Source organism: Blautia sp. HCP3S3_H10_2 (genome assembly GCF_052122375.1).
GTDB lineage: Bacteria > Bacillota > Clostridia > Lachnospirales > Lachnospiraceae > Blautia_A.
Genome location: NZ_JBQKCL010000005.1, coordinates 63,691 through 83,684, shown reverse-complemented (window position 1 = coordinate 83,684; position 19,994 = coordinate 63,691). Strand labels below are relative to the sequence as shown.

Genomic DNA, 19,994 nt, shown 5'->3' with positions numbered 1-19,994 from the left:
TCCTTACCACATCAATACCGCCAGCAAAATCCCGCCCAGCACTCCCATGCTCTGATATACCTTCTGCATTTTAGGTGCCTCGCTTTTTAATGTTTTCATCCTGGTGCTAAGCTCTTCCTCCAGAAGTGTCAGCTGTGCCACCTGCATTTCCTTATCCAGATATCCCAGCTTTTCCCCAAGAGAAAGAAAACATTCCCTCTCTTCCTTTGATATCTTCTGCAAAGGAAGATTCCTTAAAGCACACTCCCTGAAAATACCGGTAAAAGTGATCCCAGGCCGCCTCTGAAGCTGTGCTGCCATTTCTTCCAGAAACTTCCTGTAAATTCCCGGCATTTTTGCCGCCACATCAAGGAATGCATCCTCCAGCGTGGCTCCCGTACATCGGATTTCTCCCTTCAGTAACAGAAGTATCTGAACCAGTTTTTCCAGAATCTTCAGTCTGGCCGTCACTTCCATGCTTTTGCAAAGTCCAAGGCCAGCCCCTGAAAAAAGGATCAGAATGATTCCTGCTGTTTTCAACAAGGCCTCCCATTTCTGTCATAGATTCCTAGTATGGTTCCTGCATGGTCTCCTTTATCCAGGAATATATACCGTTCAAACACTCTCCTTCGCACCAGCTTTTCAAAATAGGGCTGATGGGTCACATCCTCGATGGAGTTTCCGTGGGCAGTCGCGATCACCTTACATCCACTGTGGATCACCGCTTCCACAGCTTTAAAATCTTCTTTCCGCCCCAGTTCATCAACAGCCACAACAGCAGGCGACATGGAACGGATCAGCATTTCCATTCCTTCTGCTTTCGGGCAGCCGTCCAGCACATCGGTACGCATTCCCAGGTCATTTTGCGGAACTCCCTGGTAGGAGCCTGCAAGCTCGCTTCTTTCATCCACCACGCCAACCGTTACACCTGGCAGTTTTTCTTTTTCCTGTCCATTGCTTAGCTGCCGGATAATGTCCCGAAGCAAGGTGGTCTTTCCCCCTCTTGGCGGGGAAACGATCAGTGTATGGGCTACCCAGTCCTTTTTGCGAATATAGGGCATGACACAGTCTGCGCAGCCAATCACCTCATGGGCCAGACGCACATTGATACAGGAAATATATTTCATTCCCCTGATCTCATTTCCATCTAAGATCACCTTTCCGGTAACCCCAACCCGGTGTCCGCCCTGGACTGTGAGAAACCCCTGGCGTACTTCATCTTCATATGAATACAGGGAGTAGCCGCTCACATACTCCATGGTTTCCTTCAGGTCCTCTCTTGTCACCACATATTTGCCATCATGATCTGTGAGAAAGCCTTCTCCACCATCATAGGTATAAAACAGTGGTCTTCCCACTCTCAGCCGTATCTCGTATATTTTATCGTAATCAAGGTTTGCATTCATCAACAGCCTGCGGATATTGCCTGCAAACAGGTTCTGAATCTGCTCTGCTTCTATCTTGTATCACCTCTCAATTTTAGTATATGTGGACAATCCCGGATTCATTCTTATAATATCGTAGACTTCCTGGCACTCATTGACCATGTCTGAAACAGACTCCCATACCAGTTCTAATACTGGCTTGTTTCTTTTGTGGTACTCTGCTGGTATTCTTCCATCCTCGGCAGACTCAGCTTCAAAACCCTGTCAACGATATTCACAGAGGCAGAACTGTATGCATAGGCTGCTGATTCAAACAATACATACAAGTCATCTCCATCCACAAAGATCTGCTCAATACGCTCCGGGAAACGATAGCTGACCGCAGAATTTTTATCAACATAAAGCCGTTTATCCGATTTCTCATAGAACACCACCCTGGAAGGCAGAATTCCAAAAGAATGGGACAAAAGAAGCTTGTCATTATAAAAGGCCATTCCCTGGGCCTGTTCAGAAATCGTGGAATAATCCAGGGGCACTGCCATCTCAAAATTCATTCCCAGACCTTCATCCATGGTATTAACCAGATTTCCATTCTCATCCACTGCATATCGTGCGATCGCGCTATCTGTATATTTTGTAAAACAGCCAACGTACAGACACCCTTCATAAAAGGTCATAAAGGAATCTCTCACAATTCCATAAAGACTGGCCACCTGATTGATGGTAATGGGACGCTGGCTCTCATCATAGTCGTAATTTTCAATAGATTCCATGGTAAGGCTTACTGCCTGTGCAAGCTCCTGCGTGTTGGAGGAGTACCACAAAATCTGATGTTCACTGTCATAAGCCAGACCGCCCACATGGGGCTGTCCAGGCAAAACAATTTCTTTTATAAAACGATGTGATTTCTTGTTGATCATATAGATCACAGAATTATGCTTCTTCGCATGGCAATAAGCACTTATAAAAACATAATCCTCTGTTACAGCCAGCCCTTGCGGCGTCATGGTCGTGCACATGGCCGGCATGTCTCCTTCACTGGTAAGGAGGGTCCGTGTTGCTTTCAGTCCGGGAATGATGTAGGTTCCGTATTCCCGTTCCTTTTTCCGGTTCTCAAAGGCAAATGCCATCAGTTCTTCCTTTTGGGAAAGCATCTGGATCTGTCCCCGCAAGGTATAATAAGCTGCCTCCTGATTGGTTGTCTTTCTTTTGGTCGGCGGCTCATTTCTTCCTCTGTATACAAAGGCATAAGCAAGATAAGATCCCGCGATCACCAGTACCATTATCAGAATCCGAAACCAGAAAATGCGGTTTCTCCATTTCATTTTTTTCGTCATTTATTTACACTGCTTCCGCAATATTACTCTTTTGTTACAACATTGTTATTTTTTTACAACGTTTCTTATTATACTTGATATCCTACACATTTACAAGGGTAAGTATCAATACAATCCGGTTTCTTCCAGAAACCTGGATGGATCACGTTCTTTGTCGTACTGTCGTCTCACATAGCAAAGCATTAACTCTTTCTTCGCTCTGGTCATGCCAACATAAAAGAGTCTTCTTTCTTCCTCCAATGCCTCTGCAAGGACTGCCTTTTTATAGGGAATACTGCCTTCATTCACATTCATGATATAGACTTTATCGTATTCCAGTCCTTTTACTGCATGAAGAGTAGATATTATGATTCCTTCTCTTTTCGTTTCCTGCTTCTTTGCCTGCTCTGTCAGCTTTTTCGTATAGTCTTCTATGTATTTCTCCCATTCCGCAAGACTTTTCATTCCTTTGGCGCTTTCCTGTATCCGGTCAAGAACCTCGATCAGTTCCTCCGGACGTATTCTGCGGTACTGGGCATACTCTACCAGATACTGCTCATACCCCATTCCTTTGCGGATAAAATTCACCGCCGCATAAGGTGCCAGTGTGGAAAGAATTCTAAGATGTGTCTCCAGGGTGGTGATACGGTCACACATCCAGTCTTTGTCTTTGTAAAACTCTCTAAGAGCTGTAAAAGACACATTGGTCTGTGTCAGGGCATCCCCTGCAATATACCGGTTCGGGCGGTTCATGATTTCCAGAAACGTTTTCCTTGTCCGGTCCCCTGCCGCCATTTTCAGATATGCCATCAGGTTTCGGCTGATCCAGTGCCGGAAAAGGTTCGGCAGCTGTTCCTTCATGGTGAACGGGATCTGGTACTCCATCAATGCTCCAACCAGACCTTCCGCTTCCTGATTGGTACGGAAAAGTACTGCTGTATCTTCCAGATTTTCACCTGATTCCAGTCTTTTTTTCAAAAAAGAGGTCACCTTCACATACTCTTCCCTTGGATTATCAAATTCCATCACCTTTACCGGTTTTCCCTGCTCATTAGGAGTAGACAACTGCTTCTTAAATCGTTTCTGGTTACAGTCTACTACATTCATGGCTGCCTGTAAGACATTTTTCGTACAGCGGTAATTAATATTCAGAAGAACCGTCTTGGCCTTTGGATAATCTTTGGTAAAATTCAACATGATCTCCGGCTTTGCCCCACGGAAATGATAGATGGACTGATCATCATCCCCCACGATAAACAGATTATCCCTTGGCTGGGCCAGCATCCGGACCGTATCATATTGAAGACGGTTAATGTCCTGAAACTCATCTACCATGATATACTGGAATTTGTTCTGCCATGCTTTCAGAATATCCTTTCTCTGGTCAAACAGCTCATAACAGCAAAGCAGCATATCATCAAAGTCCAGCTTCCGCCTCTGCCTCAGGGTTTTCTGGTAACCATTGTAGATCTGACGGAACACCTCATCCGGACAGCAGGATGAATAGTAGTGATCCAGGGAAATACGGTTTCCTTTCACAACACTGATTTCCTTTGCCACATCCTCCTGGAAATCCCCCTCCTGGGCAAGCTCCTGCCCAAATTCCAGGGTCATTTCTTTCAAAATGGCATATTTTTCCTCTTCTGACAGAATATTTCCTGCACCAAGTCCATAAGCCTGTTTCAGAATCCCATAAAATACGCCGTGAAATGTCCCAAAGGTGACAGCAGTGGAGGTCTGCCCAGTAAATTTCAGGAAGCGTTCCTTCATCTCCCTGGCTGCAGCCCTGGAAAAAGTCACAACAAGAACAGAGGACGGCGGTATCTTCCCCTCTCCTGTCATATATGCAGTTCTTTCAACGATCACTGAGGTTTTCCCCGAACCGGGGCCTGCCAGAACCATCATAGGTCCTGACAGGTGGGCGATTGCCCTTAATTGAGATGGATTTTTCTTCATTACAGATTCTCAAGCTTCTCGATAGCAGCTTTCACACGACGGATGGTTTCATCCTTGCCAATGATCTCCATGATCTCGGTAGCACCTGCCGGTGTCATCTGCTTACCAGATACAGCTGTACGGAGCGGCCACATTACAAAGCCGTTCTTGTAACCTTTCTCCTTAACAAATTCGCTTAAAGAAGCAAACAGTGGATCATTGGTATAATCCTCCTGTGCCTCCAGGACAGGAAGGACTTCCTTCAGAACAGCAAGAGAAGTCTCTTCGTTTGTTTTCATTTTCTTGTGACAGTACATGGATGCGTCATATTCCGGAACCGCCTGGAAGAAATCGATCAGCCCTGGAATATCCGGGAAGGTCTCGATTCTTGTCTGAACCATTCCTGCAATTTTCTTAAAGTTAAAATCTCCTTTAAGAACTTCTTTCATATACGGAAGTGCTCTCTCATAAAATACTTCCGGATCCATTTTCTTAATGTACTCTCCATTCATCCAGCGAAGCTTGTTGATGTCAAATACAGCCGGAGATTTATTGATGTGATGGTAATCAAATTTCTCAACCAGCTCCTGGAGAGTGAAGATCTCATTATTATCAGCCGGGCTCCAGCCAAGAAGTGCCACATAGTTTACAATTGCTTCTGAAACAAAGCCCTGATCTAAAAGATCCTCATAAGAAGAATGTCCGGAACGCTTGGACAGCTTGGCATGTTTCTCGTCTGTGATCAGCGGACAATGTACATATACCGGAATCTCCCAGCCAAAAGCCTCGTAAATACGGTTATATTTCGGTGAAGAAGAAAGGTATTCATTACCTCTTACTACGTGGGTGATTCCCATCAGGTGGTCATCCACAACATTGGCAAAATTATAAGTAGGATATCCATCGGATTTGATCAGGATCAGATCCTCAAGCTCCTCATTGTTTACTGTGATATCACCATAAATAACATCATGGAACGTAGTGGTTCCCTCTGTAGGCATGTTAAAACGGATTACATGAGGCTCTCCAGCATCCAGACGGCGCTGTACCTCTTCCTTGGAAAGCTTCAGGCAGCGTTTGTCATAAATGGAAATCTCCTTGCCTGCAACTACGCGCTTCATGCTCTCCAGCTCTTCCTTCTGGCAGAAGCAGTAATATGCGTCACCCTGCTCGACAAGCTGCTGGGCATATTTCAGATAAATTCCCTGCGCCTGACGCTCACTCTGCACGTAAGGACCGAAGCCTCCATCTTTATCCGGACCTTCATCATGAATAAGACCGGTCTTCTCCATGGTACGGTAAATAATATCAACAGCGCCTTCTACATAACGCTCCTGGTCTGTATCCTCGATACGGAGAATAAAATCTCCACCTTCATGCTTGGTAATAAGATATGCGTATAACGCAGTACGTAAATTTCCAACATGCATCCGGCCTGTAGGGCTTGGTGCAAATCTGGTTCTGATCTTAGCCATATTCTTCTTAATTCTCCCTGTTTATTTGTTTATTAATTCTTATCTTCCACTGTCATCCATTCTCTGGATCCGTTCATGATCACTCTGTGTCCAGCAGTCTGAATGACAACTGTCTTTTCACATTATATACCTGTTCCATTCAAAATGTCCATAGGGGAAACAGCGAAAAATGCTGCCAGTGAGCAGTAACGAAAAAATCTCCCCGAAGTCCAGCCTCAGGGAGATCATCATCTGTAAGAACAATTATGCATCGATTCCTTTATCTCTCAGATAATCGATAACATCACCAACTGTATTCAGCTCTGTAAGCTCCTCTGCCGGGATCTCGATGTTATACTCATCCTCCAGAGCCATAACAAGCTCGAAGAGGTCAAGGGAATCTGCTCCCAGGTCATCCTTGAAGGAAGTGTCTGCTGTAATTGTCTCTGCGTCACAGCTAAGCTGCTCTGCGATCATTTCACTCATCTTTTCTAACATTGCTCATTCTCCTTTAAATAAATATCTCGGAAACCGGCTTCTTATCTGCCGTATGTCATATACTGCGGAAAGTATATAATCTGCTGACGCATTTGTCAAGAGAATTATATGATAAATTCCGGCTCCTGGAATTTAATCTGTCTTGCCACGCTAAGTGCCAGTCCCATCTCTGCCATCAAAAACAAAATGGATGTACCACCATAGCTGATAAATGGCAGGGTAACACCTGTATTCGGCATAATATTCAGCACAACGGCTACATTCATGATAACCTGCAGGGCAATATGTACGAACACACCGCTTACCAGCAGCGATCCAAACATATCCGGCGCGTTCTGTGCAATAAAAAACAGTCGGTACAAAAGATATGCAAACAAGGCCAGCACCATGATCGCACCAAAAATTCCAAGCTCCTCACAGATAATAGAAAAGATCATATCGTTCTGTGCCTCAGGCACACTTCCAAGCTTCTGGATACTGTTTCCAAGCCCTCTTCCAAAGAATCCGCCTGAACCAATGGCATACAGCGCCTGAAGGGTCTGATAGCCATCTCCACTTGCATAATCCTCCGGATGAAGCCATACCTGGATACGACGCAGACGGAAATTGGAGCTCTGGTCCATGTTGGAAAGACTATACACCATGATCACGGCAAGCACGATCACTACAGCCGCTATTATAATAAATGGCTTGGTTTTTGGATGTGCGATAAACACAAGTCCGACTGTAATTCCAAATATGATCAGTGCTGTGCTTAAGTTATCTGTAAACACATAGGCAAACAAAGCCTGGATACCTCCTGCTCCCAAAAGGACCATGGTGGCTTTCAGTGTCTTTACTCTTTTTCCCATCTTGACGATCAAATACGATAATGTAATGATCACCGCAATCTTGGCAATCTCTGCCGGCTGAAACTGGACACCGATCTTCAGCCATCTTCTGGCGCCATGGGAGGTAACTCCAAGAGGCGATTTAACAAGCACCATAAGAAGTGCTGCCACCCCATAGATCAGAAATGGGAGCTTCGCCAGAATATGATAATCAAAATAAGATTCTACAATGGCAAGGATCAGGCAGCCTATGCTATACAAAGCCTGTTTCTTGAAATAAAACATGTCATCTCCCTCATTGATCTGTGCCATATAAGAGCTTGTGCTATAAAGCATGATCAGTCCAAAGCACATGATGAGAATGATAACCGCAACTAAGTTGAAATCGTAATAATCAGACTTTAGCCGGTCTAATATGCTTTTCTTTTTATTAGCTGTTCTTACATTTCTTTTTCCAGATTGGAGATTTGCCGATCTGTTATTCGAATTATCCAATTAATCACCTGTTTCTGAATCTGTTTCTACATTTTTTGCTTCTCAATTGTTCTCATTATAGCAGACTCCTTTTTATGGCGCAAGAAAAATACTCCCCGTAAACAGGAACAAAAAAGAAGGGGTAGGATCTGCACCTATTCCCCTTCTTTTTCTTTTATGCTGCACCGACAACCGCCCTATCCCTTCTGGTTATCAGCTGGCTTATTTCCCGTATTCAATGAATGCGCTTTATTCTTTCACAGATCAGTCTTCGCTTCCATCGTCAAAACCTTCGGTTTCAATAATAAACTTCACATTGCCACTCATGGAATCATCTTTTCCAGTGAAGGATGTATAAGCTGCATCATCAGACTGGATTGCCTCCAGACGATCCAGAACGCTCTGGAAATCATCCTCCATGGTATCTTTCAGTTTCTTGATACCTTCATCATAGAATTCCTTCTCGCCGTCTTTCAGGTCTTTTGCACCGTCTTTCAGCTTCTTAGCGCCATCCTGCAGATCCTTTGCTCCATCGTCAAGATCCTTAGCTCCGTCCTTCAATGTGCTGGTTCCGTCTTTCAGTGTTTTAGCACCGTCATTCAGGTCCTTTGCTCCATCTTTCAGAGTCTTGGTTCCGCTTGCCAGGGATTCTGTACCGGATTTCAATTCACGTGTTCCGTTATTGACACTATTAGCACCGCTTCTTAACTGGGATGCTCCGCTTCTAAGATCAGATGCACCACTCTTTAACTGGGCGATACCAGATTTCACCTGTCCGCTTGCTGCTACCAGTGTACCTGCTCCGCTTACCAGGCTTCTTGTGCCTGCTGTCAGCTGTGCTGCTCCATCATTTAAGGAATCACTGTTGGAAGTCAGCTGGGAAGCTCCACTTCTAAGGGCTACACTGTTTGCTGCGATCGTACCTACACCTGTTACCAGCTGGCCAGTTGCCTTACTGATTGAACTGATACCACTGTCAAGGCTGGATTTCGCTTTCTGAAGAGTGCTTGCACCACTAAGAAGTGCGTTTGCATTTGCATTATCTTTACCCTGAAGTGCTGTGATACCATCTGTAAGAGTACTCTCGTTGGCAAGGAGCTGATCTGCACCTGCTGTCAACTGCTTAGCAGCACCTGTCTTCTGCAGCTTGTTATAGCCAGCCTGAAGTGCAATGTTACCTTCTGTAATTGCTTTAGAACCTTCTACAAGTTTATTCACATCAGCGGTCATGCTGGAAAGATCTCCAAGTCCTGCAACCAGACTGCTTACAGCCGTCAGGCTTTCACGAACCTGTGCACCACCTTCTTTAAGACTGGATGCACCTGTTGCCAGCTGTTCTTCACCTGCTGATTTAAGCTGTGCCAGTCCGCTGTTTACACTTGCTGCGCCAGTGCTTAATTCTGCTGCACCTGCATTCACGCTCTGTGCTCCAGCTTCTACAGCAGAAGCACCAGAGATTAATTTATCTATTTCACCAGCTAAAGTATTTACGCTCTCTTCACTTGCACCAGAAATACTTCCGGCTGCTCCCTCAAGGTCAGATGCGATTGTTTCCAGAACCGCCTGCACATCCGCTCCGTTTGTTTCAGCCTGAACGCTTACCTGGGACTGGGCTGCAATATTTCCAAGCTCTCCCTGGGCAGCAGATGCACTGCCAAGTCCAGAACTCAGTTCATCAATTGCAGCACTGATTGCTGCCGCTGTACCCTCATCAAGATCTTCGTTTCCAAGTGCTCCCTGTAAGGTAGCAATCGCATTGCTCATAGAACTCTGTGCTGCACTGATTTCCCCTGCTGCACCATCTGTGGATACTCCTGCTGACTGTGCAGAAACACTTGTCTGGATCTGTGCTGCCGCCTCACGTATACTTGCAGCAGAATTATTCATTGTGGTAGAAGCACTGCTGCTGATCTGGTTGATGGAATAACTGGTACCCTCTTTCAGTTTGCCAAGGCCTTCTTTTACCTGGGTTGCACCAGAAACCAGAGTTCCTGTTCCATCTGCCAGGTTCTTTGCACCTTCTGCAACACTTGCTGCTCCAGCTGCTGCTTCTCCAACCTTGCCAACATATGCAGTCACACCATCTGCCAGTGAATCAGCCCCATCCACATAGGTAGTCAGATTCTCCACCATCTTATCCGGCTGTGCTTTCTCAACATTTGCAGCAATATCAGCCAGCTTCGTTGCTGCTGTACTGATTCCGGTGGCAGCCTGCTGGATTCCAGGAGCCAACTGTCCGACACCTTCTACCAGGGCACTTGTTCCTTCTACGTAGGACTTGGTTCCCTCTGCAAGTGAATGCGTACCTGTCACATACTGACTCACACCATCTGTAAGCTTGGTAGCACCATTTACATAAGCAGTTACACCAGAAGCCAGCTGATTTCCACCTGCCACATACTGGTTTACACCATCTGTAAGGGACTTCATTCCTTTATTATATTCTTTCATATTACTGTTTACAGTATCTACACCTTTGGTATAGCTGTTTACACCAGAAGCCAGTGTATCAACACCGGAAGTATACTGTGATATACCGCTCTGCAGTGTTTTCGCTCCGCTGTTCAACTGGGAAGCTCCGCTCTTGGCACTTGCAACACCTGCATCAAATTCATTATAGCTGGAAGCCAGTGTGCTTGCTCCACCATAAAGAGTTCTTGTTCCATCATAAAGTGTTTTCGTTCCTGCATATAAGGAAGAAGTTCCGTCATAAAGCTGGCCCGCTCCTGTATTTAAAGTCTTTGCTCCATCATCCAGCTCTTTGGTTCCATCATACAATGTACCGGTTCCATCTGACAGCTCTTTTGCTCCATCATCCAGTTCCTTAGCGCCATCATAAAGCTGACTTGTTCCATCCTTCAGATCTTTGGTTCCATCGTAAAGCTCCTTGGTTCCATCAAACAGGTCTTTAGAACCGTCTACCAGCTTCACAGCTGCATCATCAAGTTCATCAAGGGAATCCTGGAGATCATCCAGGTCATCAGAGTTCTCAAGGTCCAAGCTGCTGAGAAGGTCTGTTACTGCCATAGTGAATGTATTTCCCATAGAACAGTCTGTAACATCAGCTTCCATTGTAAAGCCTTCCGGAATATCGATTTTGTCTGAAAGGTCATCGCTTAAATCCAGGCTGTCCTTTAATCCAGGAATGGCAACTCCTACAACCATTTCTTTATCACCGTCTGAAATTACTTTTCCATTATCAATGGTAACATTGGAAAAATTATCAGAAGAAAGGATCATTCCCGTAACCATAACAAATGGGGAATAAACTTCTACGTCCTTTTTATCAACTTTTACTGTCTTTTTGGATTTATTTGTATAAGATACTTCCATACGGAGATGACCGCTTTTTCCAGCCAGTTCATCCGGTGTGATTTCCTGGTCATCCAGATAATATTTAATCTTCATATCTACAGGAAGTTCTTTATTAGAAGTTCCCTGATAATAGATATCGCTGCTGTCTGTGCTCCAGGTAACATTCGTTCCATCCTGGGTGAAGGTCTCATCACCTTTTACATTTTTGATTCCTTCCAGATCAGATACATCGGATACGTCACCCTCTGCTGCCCCGGAATTCTTCAGCCAGTCAGATACTGTGATATCTTTTACCTCGCCTTCTGCGGTGGCATTTACATATACTGTCTCTTCCTTGGATACTGCATTATCTGCTTCCTGTGCTGCAGCAATTACCGGTGTAGTTCCAAGGACAGCCGCCATTCCGGCAGCCATAGTAACATTCATGATCTTTTTATTTCTATTCATGCTATACAACTCCTTAATTAAAATCTGATGTCTTGGGACTCTCTGGCTGTCCTACAGCCTTTTCCTTTTATCCCGGCATCAGTTAGTCATCTCTTAGCCTATGAAAGTTATACAACAAAACTGACCAGTAGTCAATATCTGTTTTTTATCCAAATCTTTCCCTGTTTTGATATTGACTTTTGGTCATTTTTGTTTAAAATAAAAATCAAACTACCGTATAACCGTACAAATTAAGGAGGAACAGGCATGGGAAAACTGGAGTTAAATAAGAAAAGAAAGAAAAGTGCTCTATATAACACTGCCTTTGATCTCTTTACCACCAAAGGACTGGCCAAAACAACCATTTCAGATATTGTAGAAAATGCAGGCGTCGCCAAGGGTACATTTTACCTGTATTTTAAAGATAAATATGATATCCGTAATAAACTGATTTCCCATAAAGCAGGAGAATTATTTTCAGAAGCTCATGATGCATTGGAAGCTGCCGGCATCACCGGATTCACTGCTCAGCTTCATTTCCTTGTAGATAATATACTGGACCGGCTTGAGACGCAGAGCAGCCTCCTTGGATTTATTTCCAAGAACCTTTCCTGGGGCGTTTTTAAAGATGCTTTTCAGGAACAGGCAGATGATGACGATTTCCAGTTTTATCAGGAATATCTGGATCTTCTGGGAAAAGCAGATGTCCAGTATGATTCCCCGGAGCTTCTTCTTTTTACCATTATCGAACTGGTAAGCTCCACAAGCTACAGCTGTATTCTCCATTCCCAGCCAGTCTGTCTTGCTGAATACAGACCGTATCTGCATAAGACCATCGACTGTATTCTCCAGGCATTTGTCCATAATCCCAGCGAGGGAACGGCTTCCTTCCCAAGCCCTATGGATGTTGTTTCAGATAATCATTTTGATGATTGAGAACATCCTGTTTATACAATCTTTTACAAGAAAGAATCCTGCTTTGCAGGATTCTCCGCCTGCGGCGGGTCGCTATAAGCGACATCTACCTTTCCGCCGCAGTGCGATCCTGCCCGGCAGGGCTTTTAATGCTATAGGGAATTCCAATGGAATTTCCTATAGCATTAAAAATTCCACCAGACATTTAGCAGCTGCATTCTGCATCATCTTACCTGTCTGATGGAATCTTTTTTATGTTTCGCAGATTTTGCCTTACAGTTTTTCAAACACATTCCAGTTTCACCTTAAAAGATATGGTTCTGGGTGTTTCCATGCCTTCAAATAAAATAGCATACGCATTTTTCTCAACATCCACCTCTGCAATCGTCCCAATTCCGAAGATTTTATGTAAAATCTTCTGCCCAACCGGATAATGTGTAGGCTGCTCATCCGCCATAAGATAACGGCTGCTCAGCTCTATATATTCCCTGGCCTCTTTTATCAGGCTCTCTTCCGGCTTATCTGCATATGTAAGTAGCTCCTGGTCAATATCCAGAATAAATCTGGAAGGATATCTGGGAGAACCATCCAGATTGCGCCCCTTCGCCTCAGACAGGTACAGCCGTTTCTTTGCTCTTGTCATTGCAACAAAAGCCAGCCTGCGTTCCTCTTCCATTCCTTCCTTTGTCCTGGTCTTCCTGGATGGGAAAATCCCCTCATTCAGCCCACATATAAACACATAGGGAAATTCAAGTCCCTTCGAGGTATGTACCGTCATCAGCTTCACTTTATCCTGTTCTGTCTGCACATCGCTATTAGAAAAAAGTGCCACATGCGCCAGATAATGCTCCAGCGTTGCTTCCTCCCCACAGCCAGTCTCATATTCGTACACAGACTGCTTTAGCTCTGCAAGATTGTCCAGTCTCTCCTGATTTCCCTCTGTACGAAGCATTCTCTCATATCCCGACAGATCCAGCAGGGAGGAAAGTACTTCTGATACTGGCCTTTCCTGGTAATCAGAGGCAAAGCGTTCTATCAGCTGGACAAATTCTCCCGCTTTTGTTCCTTTAAAAATATCCAGTTCCAGATTCCGGCAGAGTGCCTCATACAGGCTGCAGCCATTCTGGGAGGCATATTCCTGAAGAAATTTCATCCGCCGCTCTCCTAAGTTCCGCTTGGGAACATTTGCGATTCTTACAAAAGACAGATCATCCTTGTATGCAACCATCCGCAGATAACAAAGAGCATCCTTAATCTCCATTCTCCCGAAAAACTGTACGCCACTGTATATGGTATAAGGAATCTCTTCTTTCAGAAATACCTGTTCAATACTTCTGGTCAGATAATGAGCACGATACAGGATCGTAATATCTTTGTATGAAACACCGCTTTCCTTCAGTTTCCTGATCTCCTGCGAGATCCAGAGTGCTTCCTTCTCCTGATTCTGGGCATGGCAGCAAAGCACAGATTCCCCGGCAGGCAAAGTTGGAAAAAGCTTCTTTTCCATGCGGAGATGGTTCTTACTAATCAGGGAATTGGCCACATCCAGGATCTGTGGCGTAGAACGGTAATTTTCCATCATCATAACCGTCTGTACAGCCGGAAAATTTCTGTGAAAATCAAGCAGATATTTCACATTCGCCCCTCTCCAGGTATAAATGGTCTGGTCCGGGTCTCCTACAATAAACAGATTCTTATGGTAGCCACATAAAACGCACATCAGCCGGTATTGTAAGTCATCGATATCCTGGAATTCATCTATCATAATATATTCCAGACGTTTTTGCCATTTTTGTTTGATTTCTTCATTATTTTCAAATATATATAGTGTAAATTTGATAAGATCGTTATAGTCAAGGCCAAAGCACTTCTTCTCCTGGTACAGGTAACCGTAAAAAATAATATCACCGGTCTCAGTTGCTTTCCTGTATTTCTCATAGATCTGGTCAATGGACATGGTGATCATATCCTGATAGTATTCCGGGTCCTTATAAAGTTTACGGATCTCGATCATATCCCTTGCCTTGGAAAAAGTCATATTGCGCAGAGTCAGTCCTCTTTCCTCATATATGATCTTAAGCATAGAATCTATATCAGAATTGTCCAGCACCAGAAAACTCTTAGGATATTGCACTGCATAGCTCTCTTCCTGGAGAACCGATACGCAGAATCCATGAAATGTATTAATATAACCTGTGTCATTGTCACCAGTCAGATTGTGGATACGCTGGCGCATTTCATTGGCTGATTTATTCGTAAATGTAACACACAGAATATTCCCGGGTAAGATCCCGATCTCATTTACCAGAAATGCAAATCTGTAGGAAAGTGCACGTGTCTTGCCAGAGCCTGCCCCGGCAATTACACGGATATAGCCTTCCGTAGCTGTCACCGCTTCCCTCTGTGCTTCATTTAACCGATCCAGAATTTCCATTTACCATCCTCCATGCCTTTCTTTTGGGCTTCGTTCCCGAAAGCTTCCTGCACACCCTGTCTTTAGAGCCTGTTTGAAAAATCATCCCTGTAATCTCATATCATTTAGTATAGCATCCTGCTTCTTTATGTGCAACCATATGTTCGTATTTAATCTTTTGTGTTACAAAAAACTCCTCAAAATGATAATGCTTACCATTTTAAGGAGTTTCTGATACATATTATTTATTAAATACTTAGAATTTTCTCCAGGTATCCCTTTTAAATAAGAGAAGCAATGGGAATACCTCAAGTCTTCCTGCCAGCATATCAAAAATCATCACAATTTTTGATAAATAAGAATAGGTGTTAAAATTTCCGGTAGGCCCAACCGCACCAAGACCAGGTCCGATATTGTTCAGAGTCGCTGCGATCGCAGTAAAGTTAGAAACCATATCCAGGTTATCCAAACTGATAACCAACAGTGAGCTGACAAAAATCAGAATATATACGAACAGAAACATATTCGTAGCTCTCACCACTTCATGGGGAATGGCCTTTTCATCCATCTTGATCTTCTTAACTGCATTAGAATGCAGATAAAGCTGCAGCTCTTTGCGAGCAGATTTGCAAAGGATCAAAAGACGGGATACCTTGATACCACCACCGGTACTTCCTGCACAAGCCCCGACAAACATCAGGATCACCAGGATCGTCTTGGAAAAAACAGGCCAGACATTAAAATCTGTAGTTGCATATCCTGTGGTCGTGATAATCGATCCAACCTGGAACGCAGCCTGCTGGAAAGCTCTTCCAAAGCTGGTAAACATTCCTCTTGTATTGATGGCAATAGCAACGATTGCCAGTCCAATAATCCCAAGATAATAACGTACTTCTTCATTCTTAGCTGCCTGCATTACTTTCTTGGTAAGAAGAAGATAATACGCATTAAAATTGATTCCAAAGAGAATCATAAAAACCGTGATCACTACCTGATTATAGGTACTATATCCTGCAATACTGTCATTCTTGATGCCAAATCCACCGGTACCAGCAGTACCGAAGCTGAGGCATAGCGTATCAAACAACGGCATCCTTCCAATAAGGAGGAAGATCATCTCCACAATCGTGAGTATAATGTAAATCGTATACAAAATCTTAGCTGTAGACTGTACCTTTGGCACCAGCTTGCTGACAGATGGACCAGGGCTCTCTGCTTTCATCAGATTCATGTGATAACCACCAGTTAATGGAAGCAGGCAGAGAATAAATACCAGAACTCCCATACCGCCGATCCAGTGGGTAAAGCTTCTCCAGATCAGCATACAATGGGAAAGAGCCTCTACATCATTCAGAATGCTGGCTCCTGTAGTGGTAAAACCGGAGACTGTCTCAAAGATTGCGTCTACCGGGTGGGGAATACTTCCTGATATAATAAACGGAAGCGCTCCTGTAATACTTAATACCAGCCAGCTAAGAGCAACCGTAACAGCACCCTCTCTGGCATGAAATACTTTATTCTTCCTTTTCTTTCTGGTAAGGGGAATCCCGATTGCCAGGCAGATCACCATTGTGAGCAGAAAAGCCAGACCATTTTTTTCCCGGTAAATAATTGCAGTAATTCCCGGCAGAATCATGAATGCCGCTTCAAAATTGAAGATCCAGCCAAGAATATAAGATATCATGGAATAATTCATGTCCGGACTCCTTTACCTCTCTAAAATGTCTTGAATGTCCCGAAGACCTTTATTTGTCGTTACGATCACCACGCTGTCGCCAATTTCCAGTGTATCATGGCCACGGGGGATGCGGACACTTCCATCCCGGTAAAGACATCCGACCAGAAGGTTCTTCTTCAGATTCAACTCGGACAAAGTCCGCCCTACGATTGGGGAATTATCACTGATTTTGAATTCCAGCGCTTCTGCCTTACCATCCAGAATATGATACAAGGTTTCCACGTTGCTTCCGATTGAATTCTGAGTAGCCCTTACATACTGCAGAATATAATCTGCTGTGATGTATTTCGGATAGATAACACTTCCAATGTCAAGACTGTCAATAATATCGTCATAGGCAAGCCTGTTTACTTTGGCAACAAGCTTGGCATTTGAGATTGTCTTGGCAAAAAGTGACAGGAATACATTCTCTTCATCCATATTGGTCAGGGTTACAAAGGATTCTGCACTTTCCAGGCCTTCTTCCAGAAGCAGCGAGCGGTCTGTACCGTCTCCATTGATAATCGTTGCATCAGCAAGCTCTTCACTTAAAAATTCACAACGGTTCTTATCTTTCTCGATAACCTTTACCTTAATCTTCATCGCAAGCAATGCCTTGGCAAGATAATAGGAAATGGTACCGCCGCCTACGATAACGGTATTCTTTACCTGATGGGTCTTCAAGCCGATCTTCTTAAAAAATGCAGCTGCATTCTGAGGTGTGGCAAGAATAGAGACCACATCTCCGTTACGGATCATATTCGTACCACCTGGGATCGTCGTGTAATCCTTTCCCTCAATCGCGCAGAAAAGGACATCACAACGGAAGTGCTCCGTGATCTGCTGGATTGTCTTCCCATCCAGGTCAAATTCCGGCATCACCTTAAACTTCAAAAGCTCCACCTTGCCACGGGCAAATGTGTCAATTTTAATCGCAGAAGGGAACCGTAAAAGCCTGGAAATCTCCTGGGCTGCTGCCAGCTCCGGATTGATGATCATGGTAACTCCCAGACGCTCCTTGATAAATCCGATCTCCTTACTGTAAATCGGGTTACGTACACGTGCGATGGTATGGCAATGTCCTGTCTTCTGCGCGATCAGACAGCACAAAAGATTCATCTCATCAGACACCGTAACCGCAATAAGAATATCTGCTGTCTCAATGCCTGCTTCCATAAGGGTATTGATACTTGCACCATTTCCAACCACACCCATGGCATCTACTTCATCTGTTATTTCATTAATCGTATCTGCATTGATATCGATCAGGGTTATGTCTGTGTCCTCTTCCTGTAACTGCTCTGCAAGGGTACGTCCAACTTTTCCGCACCCGACAATTATTATTTGCATAACTCCTCCAAATGTATAAATAATGTAACTGTTCAGGCAGTTACTAAATAATAAGAAAACATCAACAGGCAGAAATGAAATCATTTCTGCCCTGATGCTCTATAAACAGCGCTATTATATCACTCTTGTATGTTTTTGGAAATAGTCATTTTCTTACAGTAAATACTGTTTGAGCAGATTGTTTTTTTGCAAATATATTCGAACAGATGTTTACTTTTTAAGATTCTTATAGTAAAATACGTACATAAACAAAATTCTAGCTGGCTCTGAACCGTTACGCCTAATTATCGTTCCCATTTTTTCTAAAATAATAATAGGAAATTTCTCCAGAAATGGAAGGAGGCCGGTGCTTTCGCACCGGCGCGTATGAAAAAGAAAAATATTAAATTAAGAAAGACTTGGTGCTTTCTACAGTTAATAATATACTAAGCAAATGTGATAAAAATGTGAAATACTTTTGAAAAAAAAGTGAAATGATTTTCTTTCTTTTTGTATAAAAGAATCAACTTTTAAGGATATTAAAGGAACTCTGCTAAATGAACGGACATAAATTTGAATACAAATGTGCGCGTATGCTACGTCGAAAGGGATTCCACCACGTAGAGGTCACTAAGAAAAGTGGTGACCAGGGCGTTGATATTATTGCATATAAAAGATTTTCCAAATATGCGATCCAGTGCAAATACTATTCCTACCCCGTGGGCAATAAAGCCGTACAGGAGGTATATGCCGGGGGCAAATATTACGACTGTGACCATTATATCGTTATGACCAATGGCACCTTTACCAAAGCCGCCATAAGTGCTGCCAATAAATTAGATGTAAAATTATGGGACAACTGTTCTCTCCTGAAAAGCACCAGCCTGATCTTTGAACTCATGCGCGCAATAAATATTCTAGGCATCCTGCTTGGCTTCTATCTTTTACGGAATGACCTCTCCTTTTTATTGGGCAATATTGGACAGTATTACAAGGAACTTTTTCTTATTGTGGCAGGTATTTTCGGCTGGCTTGGTTTTGGGAGCTGGCCTGTCAGTACTCTTTCTTGCGCGTTATACTTCTTTCTTGCGCTTACCTTACAGGGAAACCAGGTTCCAGCTTTTTGTGTAAATGGAATCAATCTTGTTTTTCTGTTTCCGGCGCTGATTCATTTTATACATGTATACCTGCTAAAACCCAAAGCCTGATAGTCTGCTAAGAAAGACATCCCCTCCAGAAGATAAACGGTTAGAAAACATATCTTTCAAAACAATATCAACAGAAATTATTTGAGAAACACTTCTAGCCGTTCCTACATAAAATAAAGAGAAAGTAAGAATTAAATCTGAAGGGATTTCTTTATGGAAAACTATCCTATGAATCGTTCAGGGTGCCGCCCTTATAATAGAACCTGCGGAATGATGAATTCCACTCCGGCACGCCGCACTAATCCTACAGGCAGCAAGATTAGTGAAAATCCAGGCTGTAATTTCCGCAATGACCAACCATCCTGCACACCCGCTCCCTGCCCAAATAATACACCAGCTCTGGCAAACCATTTTCCAAATGATAATTCTATGTACGCACATCTGAAACATCTTACACCAGCAATGGCATATGTACCTTTCCAGTTTTTCACCTCTGCATATGAGCTTGATTATGCTTTATCTGTCGGGACTGTTTTCCCACAGCTTTGTAAACCGTTCTGTGGAAAGAGAGGTGTATGCAAATGAGTCAGAAAAAAAGTTCCGAACGTTCCTGTCTTCTTCGTCAGATCAATGAAGTAAGTTTTGCCGTTAACGATATGCTTCTCTATCTGGATACACACCCAGATGATGAGAAAGCTTTGAAATTTTTCAAAGAAGTTTCCTCCAGACGTAATCAGCTGATGACCGAATATGCAGAAAAATATGGACCTCTCACCATTGATGACGCAGTCAAAAACAATGAAACCTCATGGAAGTGGTCGCAACAGCCATTCCCCTGGGAAGGAAAAGGAGTGTGATCG

General features: G+C 43.7%; 15 protein-coding genes. 4 read left to right on the top strand and 11 right to left on the bottom strand.

Annotated features, from left to right (window positions below; translation table 11 throughout):
* Window positions 1-3 precede the first annotated feature (3 nt).
* From ACTQWB_RS06735 to ACTQWB_RS06700, 8 genes are all read right to left on the bottom strand, one after another.
* Window positions 4-519: a stage III sporulation protein AB gene (locus ACTQWB_RS06735; RefSeq protein ID WP_441501202.1), complete on the bottom strand. Its 516-nt coding sequence runs from the start codon at window positions 517-519 to the stop codon at window positions 4-6.
* A complete protein-coding gene (spoIIIAA, locus tag ACTQWB_RS06730; RefSeq protein WP_441501347.1) occupies window positions 516-1,424 on the bottom strand; it encodes a stage III sporulation protein AA in 909 nt (302 codons plus the stop codon). The genes ACTQWB_RS06735 and spoIIIAA overlap by 4 nt, the downstream gene beginning before the upstream one ends.
* Window positions 1,425-1,552: 128 nt before the next feature.
* Window positions 1,553-2,701, bottom strand: coding sequence for a hypothetical protein (locus tag ACTQWB_RS06725; RefSeq protein ID WP_441501201.1), 1,149 nt, complete (start codon window positions 2,699-2,701; stop codon window positions 1,553-1,555).
* Between the two features lie 105 nt (window positions 2,702-2,806).
* Window positions 2,807-4,636: an ATP-dependent helicase gene (locus ACTQWB_RS06720; protein WP_441501200.1), complete on the bottom strand. Its 1,830-nt coding sequence runs from the start codon at window positions 4,634-4,636 to the stop codon at window positions 2,807-2,809.
* Window positions 4,636-6,090: a glutamate--tRNA ligase gene (gltX, locus tag ACTQWB_RS06715; protein ID WP_441501199.1), complete on the bottom strand. Its 1,455-nt coding sequence runs from the start codon at window positions 6,088-6,090 to the stop codon at window positions 4,636-4,638. The genes ACTQWB_RS06720 and gltX overlap by 1 nt, the downstream gene beginning before the upstream one ends.
* Window positions 6,091-6,333: 243 nt before the next feature.
* Window positions 6,334-6,567: an acyl carrier protein gene (gene acpP, locus ACTQWB_RS06710; protein WP_441501198.1), complete on the bottom strand. Its 234-nt coding sequence runs from the start codon at window positions 6,565-6,567 to the stop codon at window positions 6,334-6,336.
* Between the two features lie 104 nt (window positions 6,568-6,671).
* Window positions 6,672-7,814 carry an FtsW/RodA/SpoVE family cell cycle protein gene (locus tag ACTQWB_RS06705; RefSeq protein ID WP_441501346.1) on the bottom strand — a complete coding sequence of 381 codons (1,143 nt, stop codon included), beginning with the start codon at window positions 7,812-7,814 and terminating at the stop codon, window positions 6,672-6,674.
* Between the two features lie 321 nt (window positions 7,815-8,135).
* Window positions 8,136-11,633, bottom strand: a complete 3,498-nt coding sequence (locus ACTQWB_RS06700; protein WP_441501197.1) for a hypothetical protein — start codon at window positions 11,631-11,633, stop codon at window positions 8,136-8,138.
* 246 nt (window positions 11,634-11,879) lie between these two features.
* Between ACTQWB_RS06700 and ACTQWB_RS06695 the strand changes: the two genes are divergently transcribed.
* On the top strand, window positions 11,880-12,548 hold the full coding sequence (locus ACTQWB_RS06695; RefSeq protein ID WP_441501196.1) for a TetR/AcrR family transcriptional regulator: 669 nt from the start codon (window positions 11,880-11,882) through the stop codon (window positions 12,546-12,548).
* A 262-nt stretch (window positions 12,549-12,810) separates the two neighbouring features.
* Here the strand turns inward: ACTQWB_RS06695 and ACTQWB_RS06690 are convergent, their stop codons facing one another.
* From ACTQWB_RS06690 to trkA, 3 genes are all read right to left on the bottom strand, one after another.
* Complete coding sequence (locus tag ACTQWB_RS06690; protein WP_441501195.1) at window positions 12,811-14,961, bottom strand: ATP-dependent helicase; 2,151 nt, start codon at window positions 14,959-14,961, stop codon at window positions 12,811-12,813.
* Between the two features lie 235 nt (window positions 14,962-15,196).
* Window positions 15,197-16,636, bottom strand: a complete 1,440-nt coding sequence (locus tag ACTQWB_RS06685) for a TrkH family potassium uptake protein (RefSeq protein WP_441501194.1) — start codon at window positions 16,634-16,636, stop codon at window positions 15,197-15,199.
* A gap of 12 nt (window positions 16,637-16,648) precedes the next feature.
* On the bottom strand, window positions 16,649-18,007 hold the full coding sequence (trkA, locus tag ACTQWB_RS06680) for a Trk system potassium transporter TrkA (RefSeq protein ID WP_441501193.1): 1,359 nt from the start codon (window positions 18,005-18,007) through the stop codon (window positions 16,649-16,651).
* Window positions 18,008-18,543: 536 nt separating this feature from the next.
* On the opposite strand from trkA, the gene ACTQWB_RS06675 reads away from it, so the two are divergent.
* The 3 genes from ACTQWB_RS06675 (at window position 18,544) to ACTQWB_RS06665 (ending at window position 19,991) form a co-directional block, all read left to right on the top strand.
* Window positions 18,544-19,194 (top strand): restriction endonuclease, encoded by a 651-nt coding sequence (locus ACTQWB_RS06675; RefSeq protein WP_441501192.1) that lies wholly within the window; start codon window positions 18,544-18,546, stop codon window positions 19,192-19,194.
* Window positions 19,195-19,362: 168 nt separating this feature from the next.
* The gene (locus ACTQWB_RS06670) at window positions 19,363-19,719 is read left to right on the top strand and encodes a spore coat associated protein CotJA (protein ID WP_441501191.1); all 357 of its coding nucleotides are present in this window, start codon (window positions 19,363-19,365) and stop codon (window positions 19,717-19,719) included.
* The gene (locus ACTQWB_RS06665) at window positions 19,716-19,991 is read left to right on the top strand and encodes a spore coat protein CotJB (protein ID WP_441501190.1); all 276 of its coding nucleotides are present in this window, start codon (window positions 19,716-19,718) and stop codon (window positions 19,989-19,991) included. The genes ACTQWB_RS06670 and ACTQWB_RS06665 overlap by 4 nt, the downstream gene beginning before the upstream one ends.
* Window positions 19,992-19,994 lie beyond the last annotated feature (3 nt).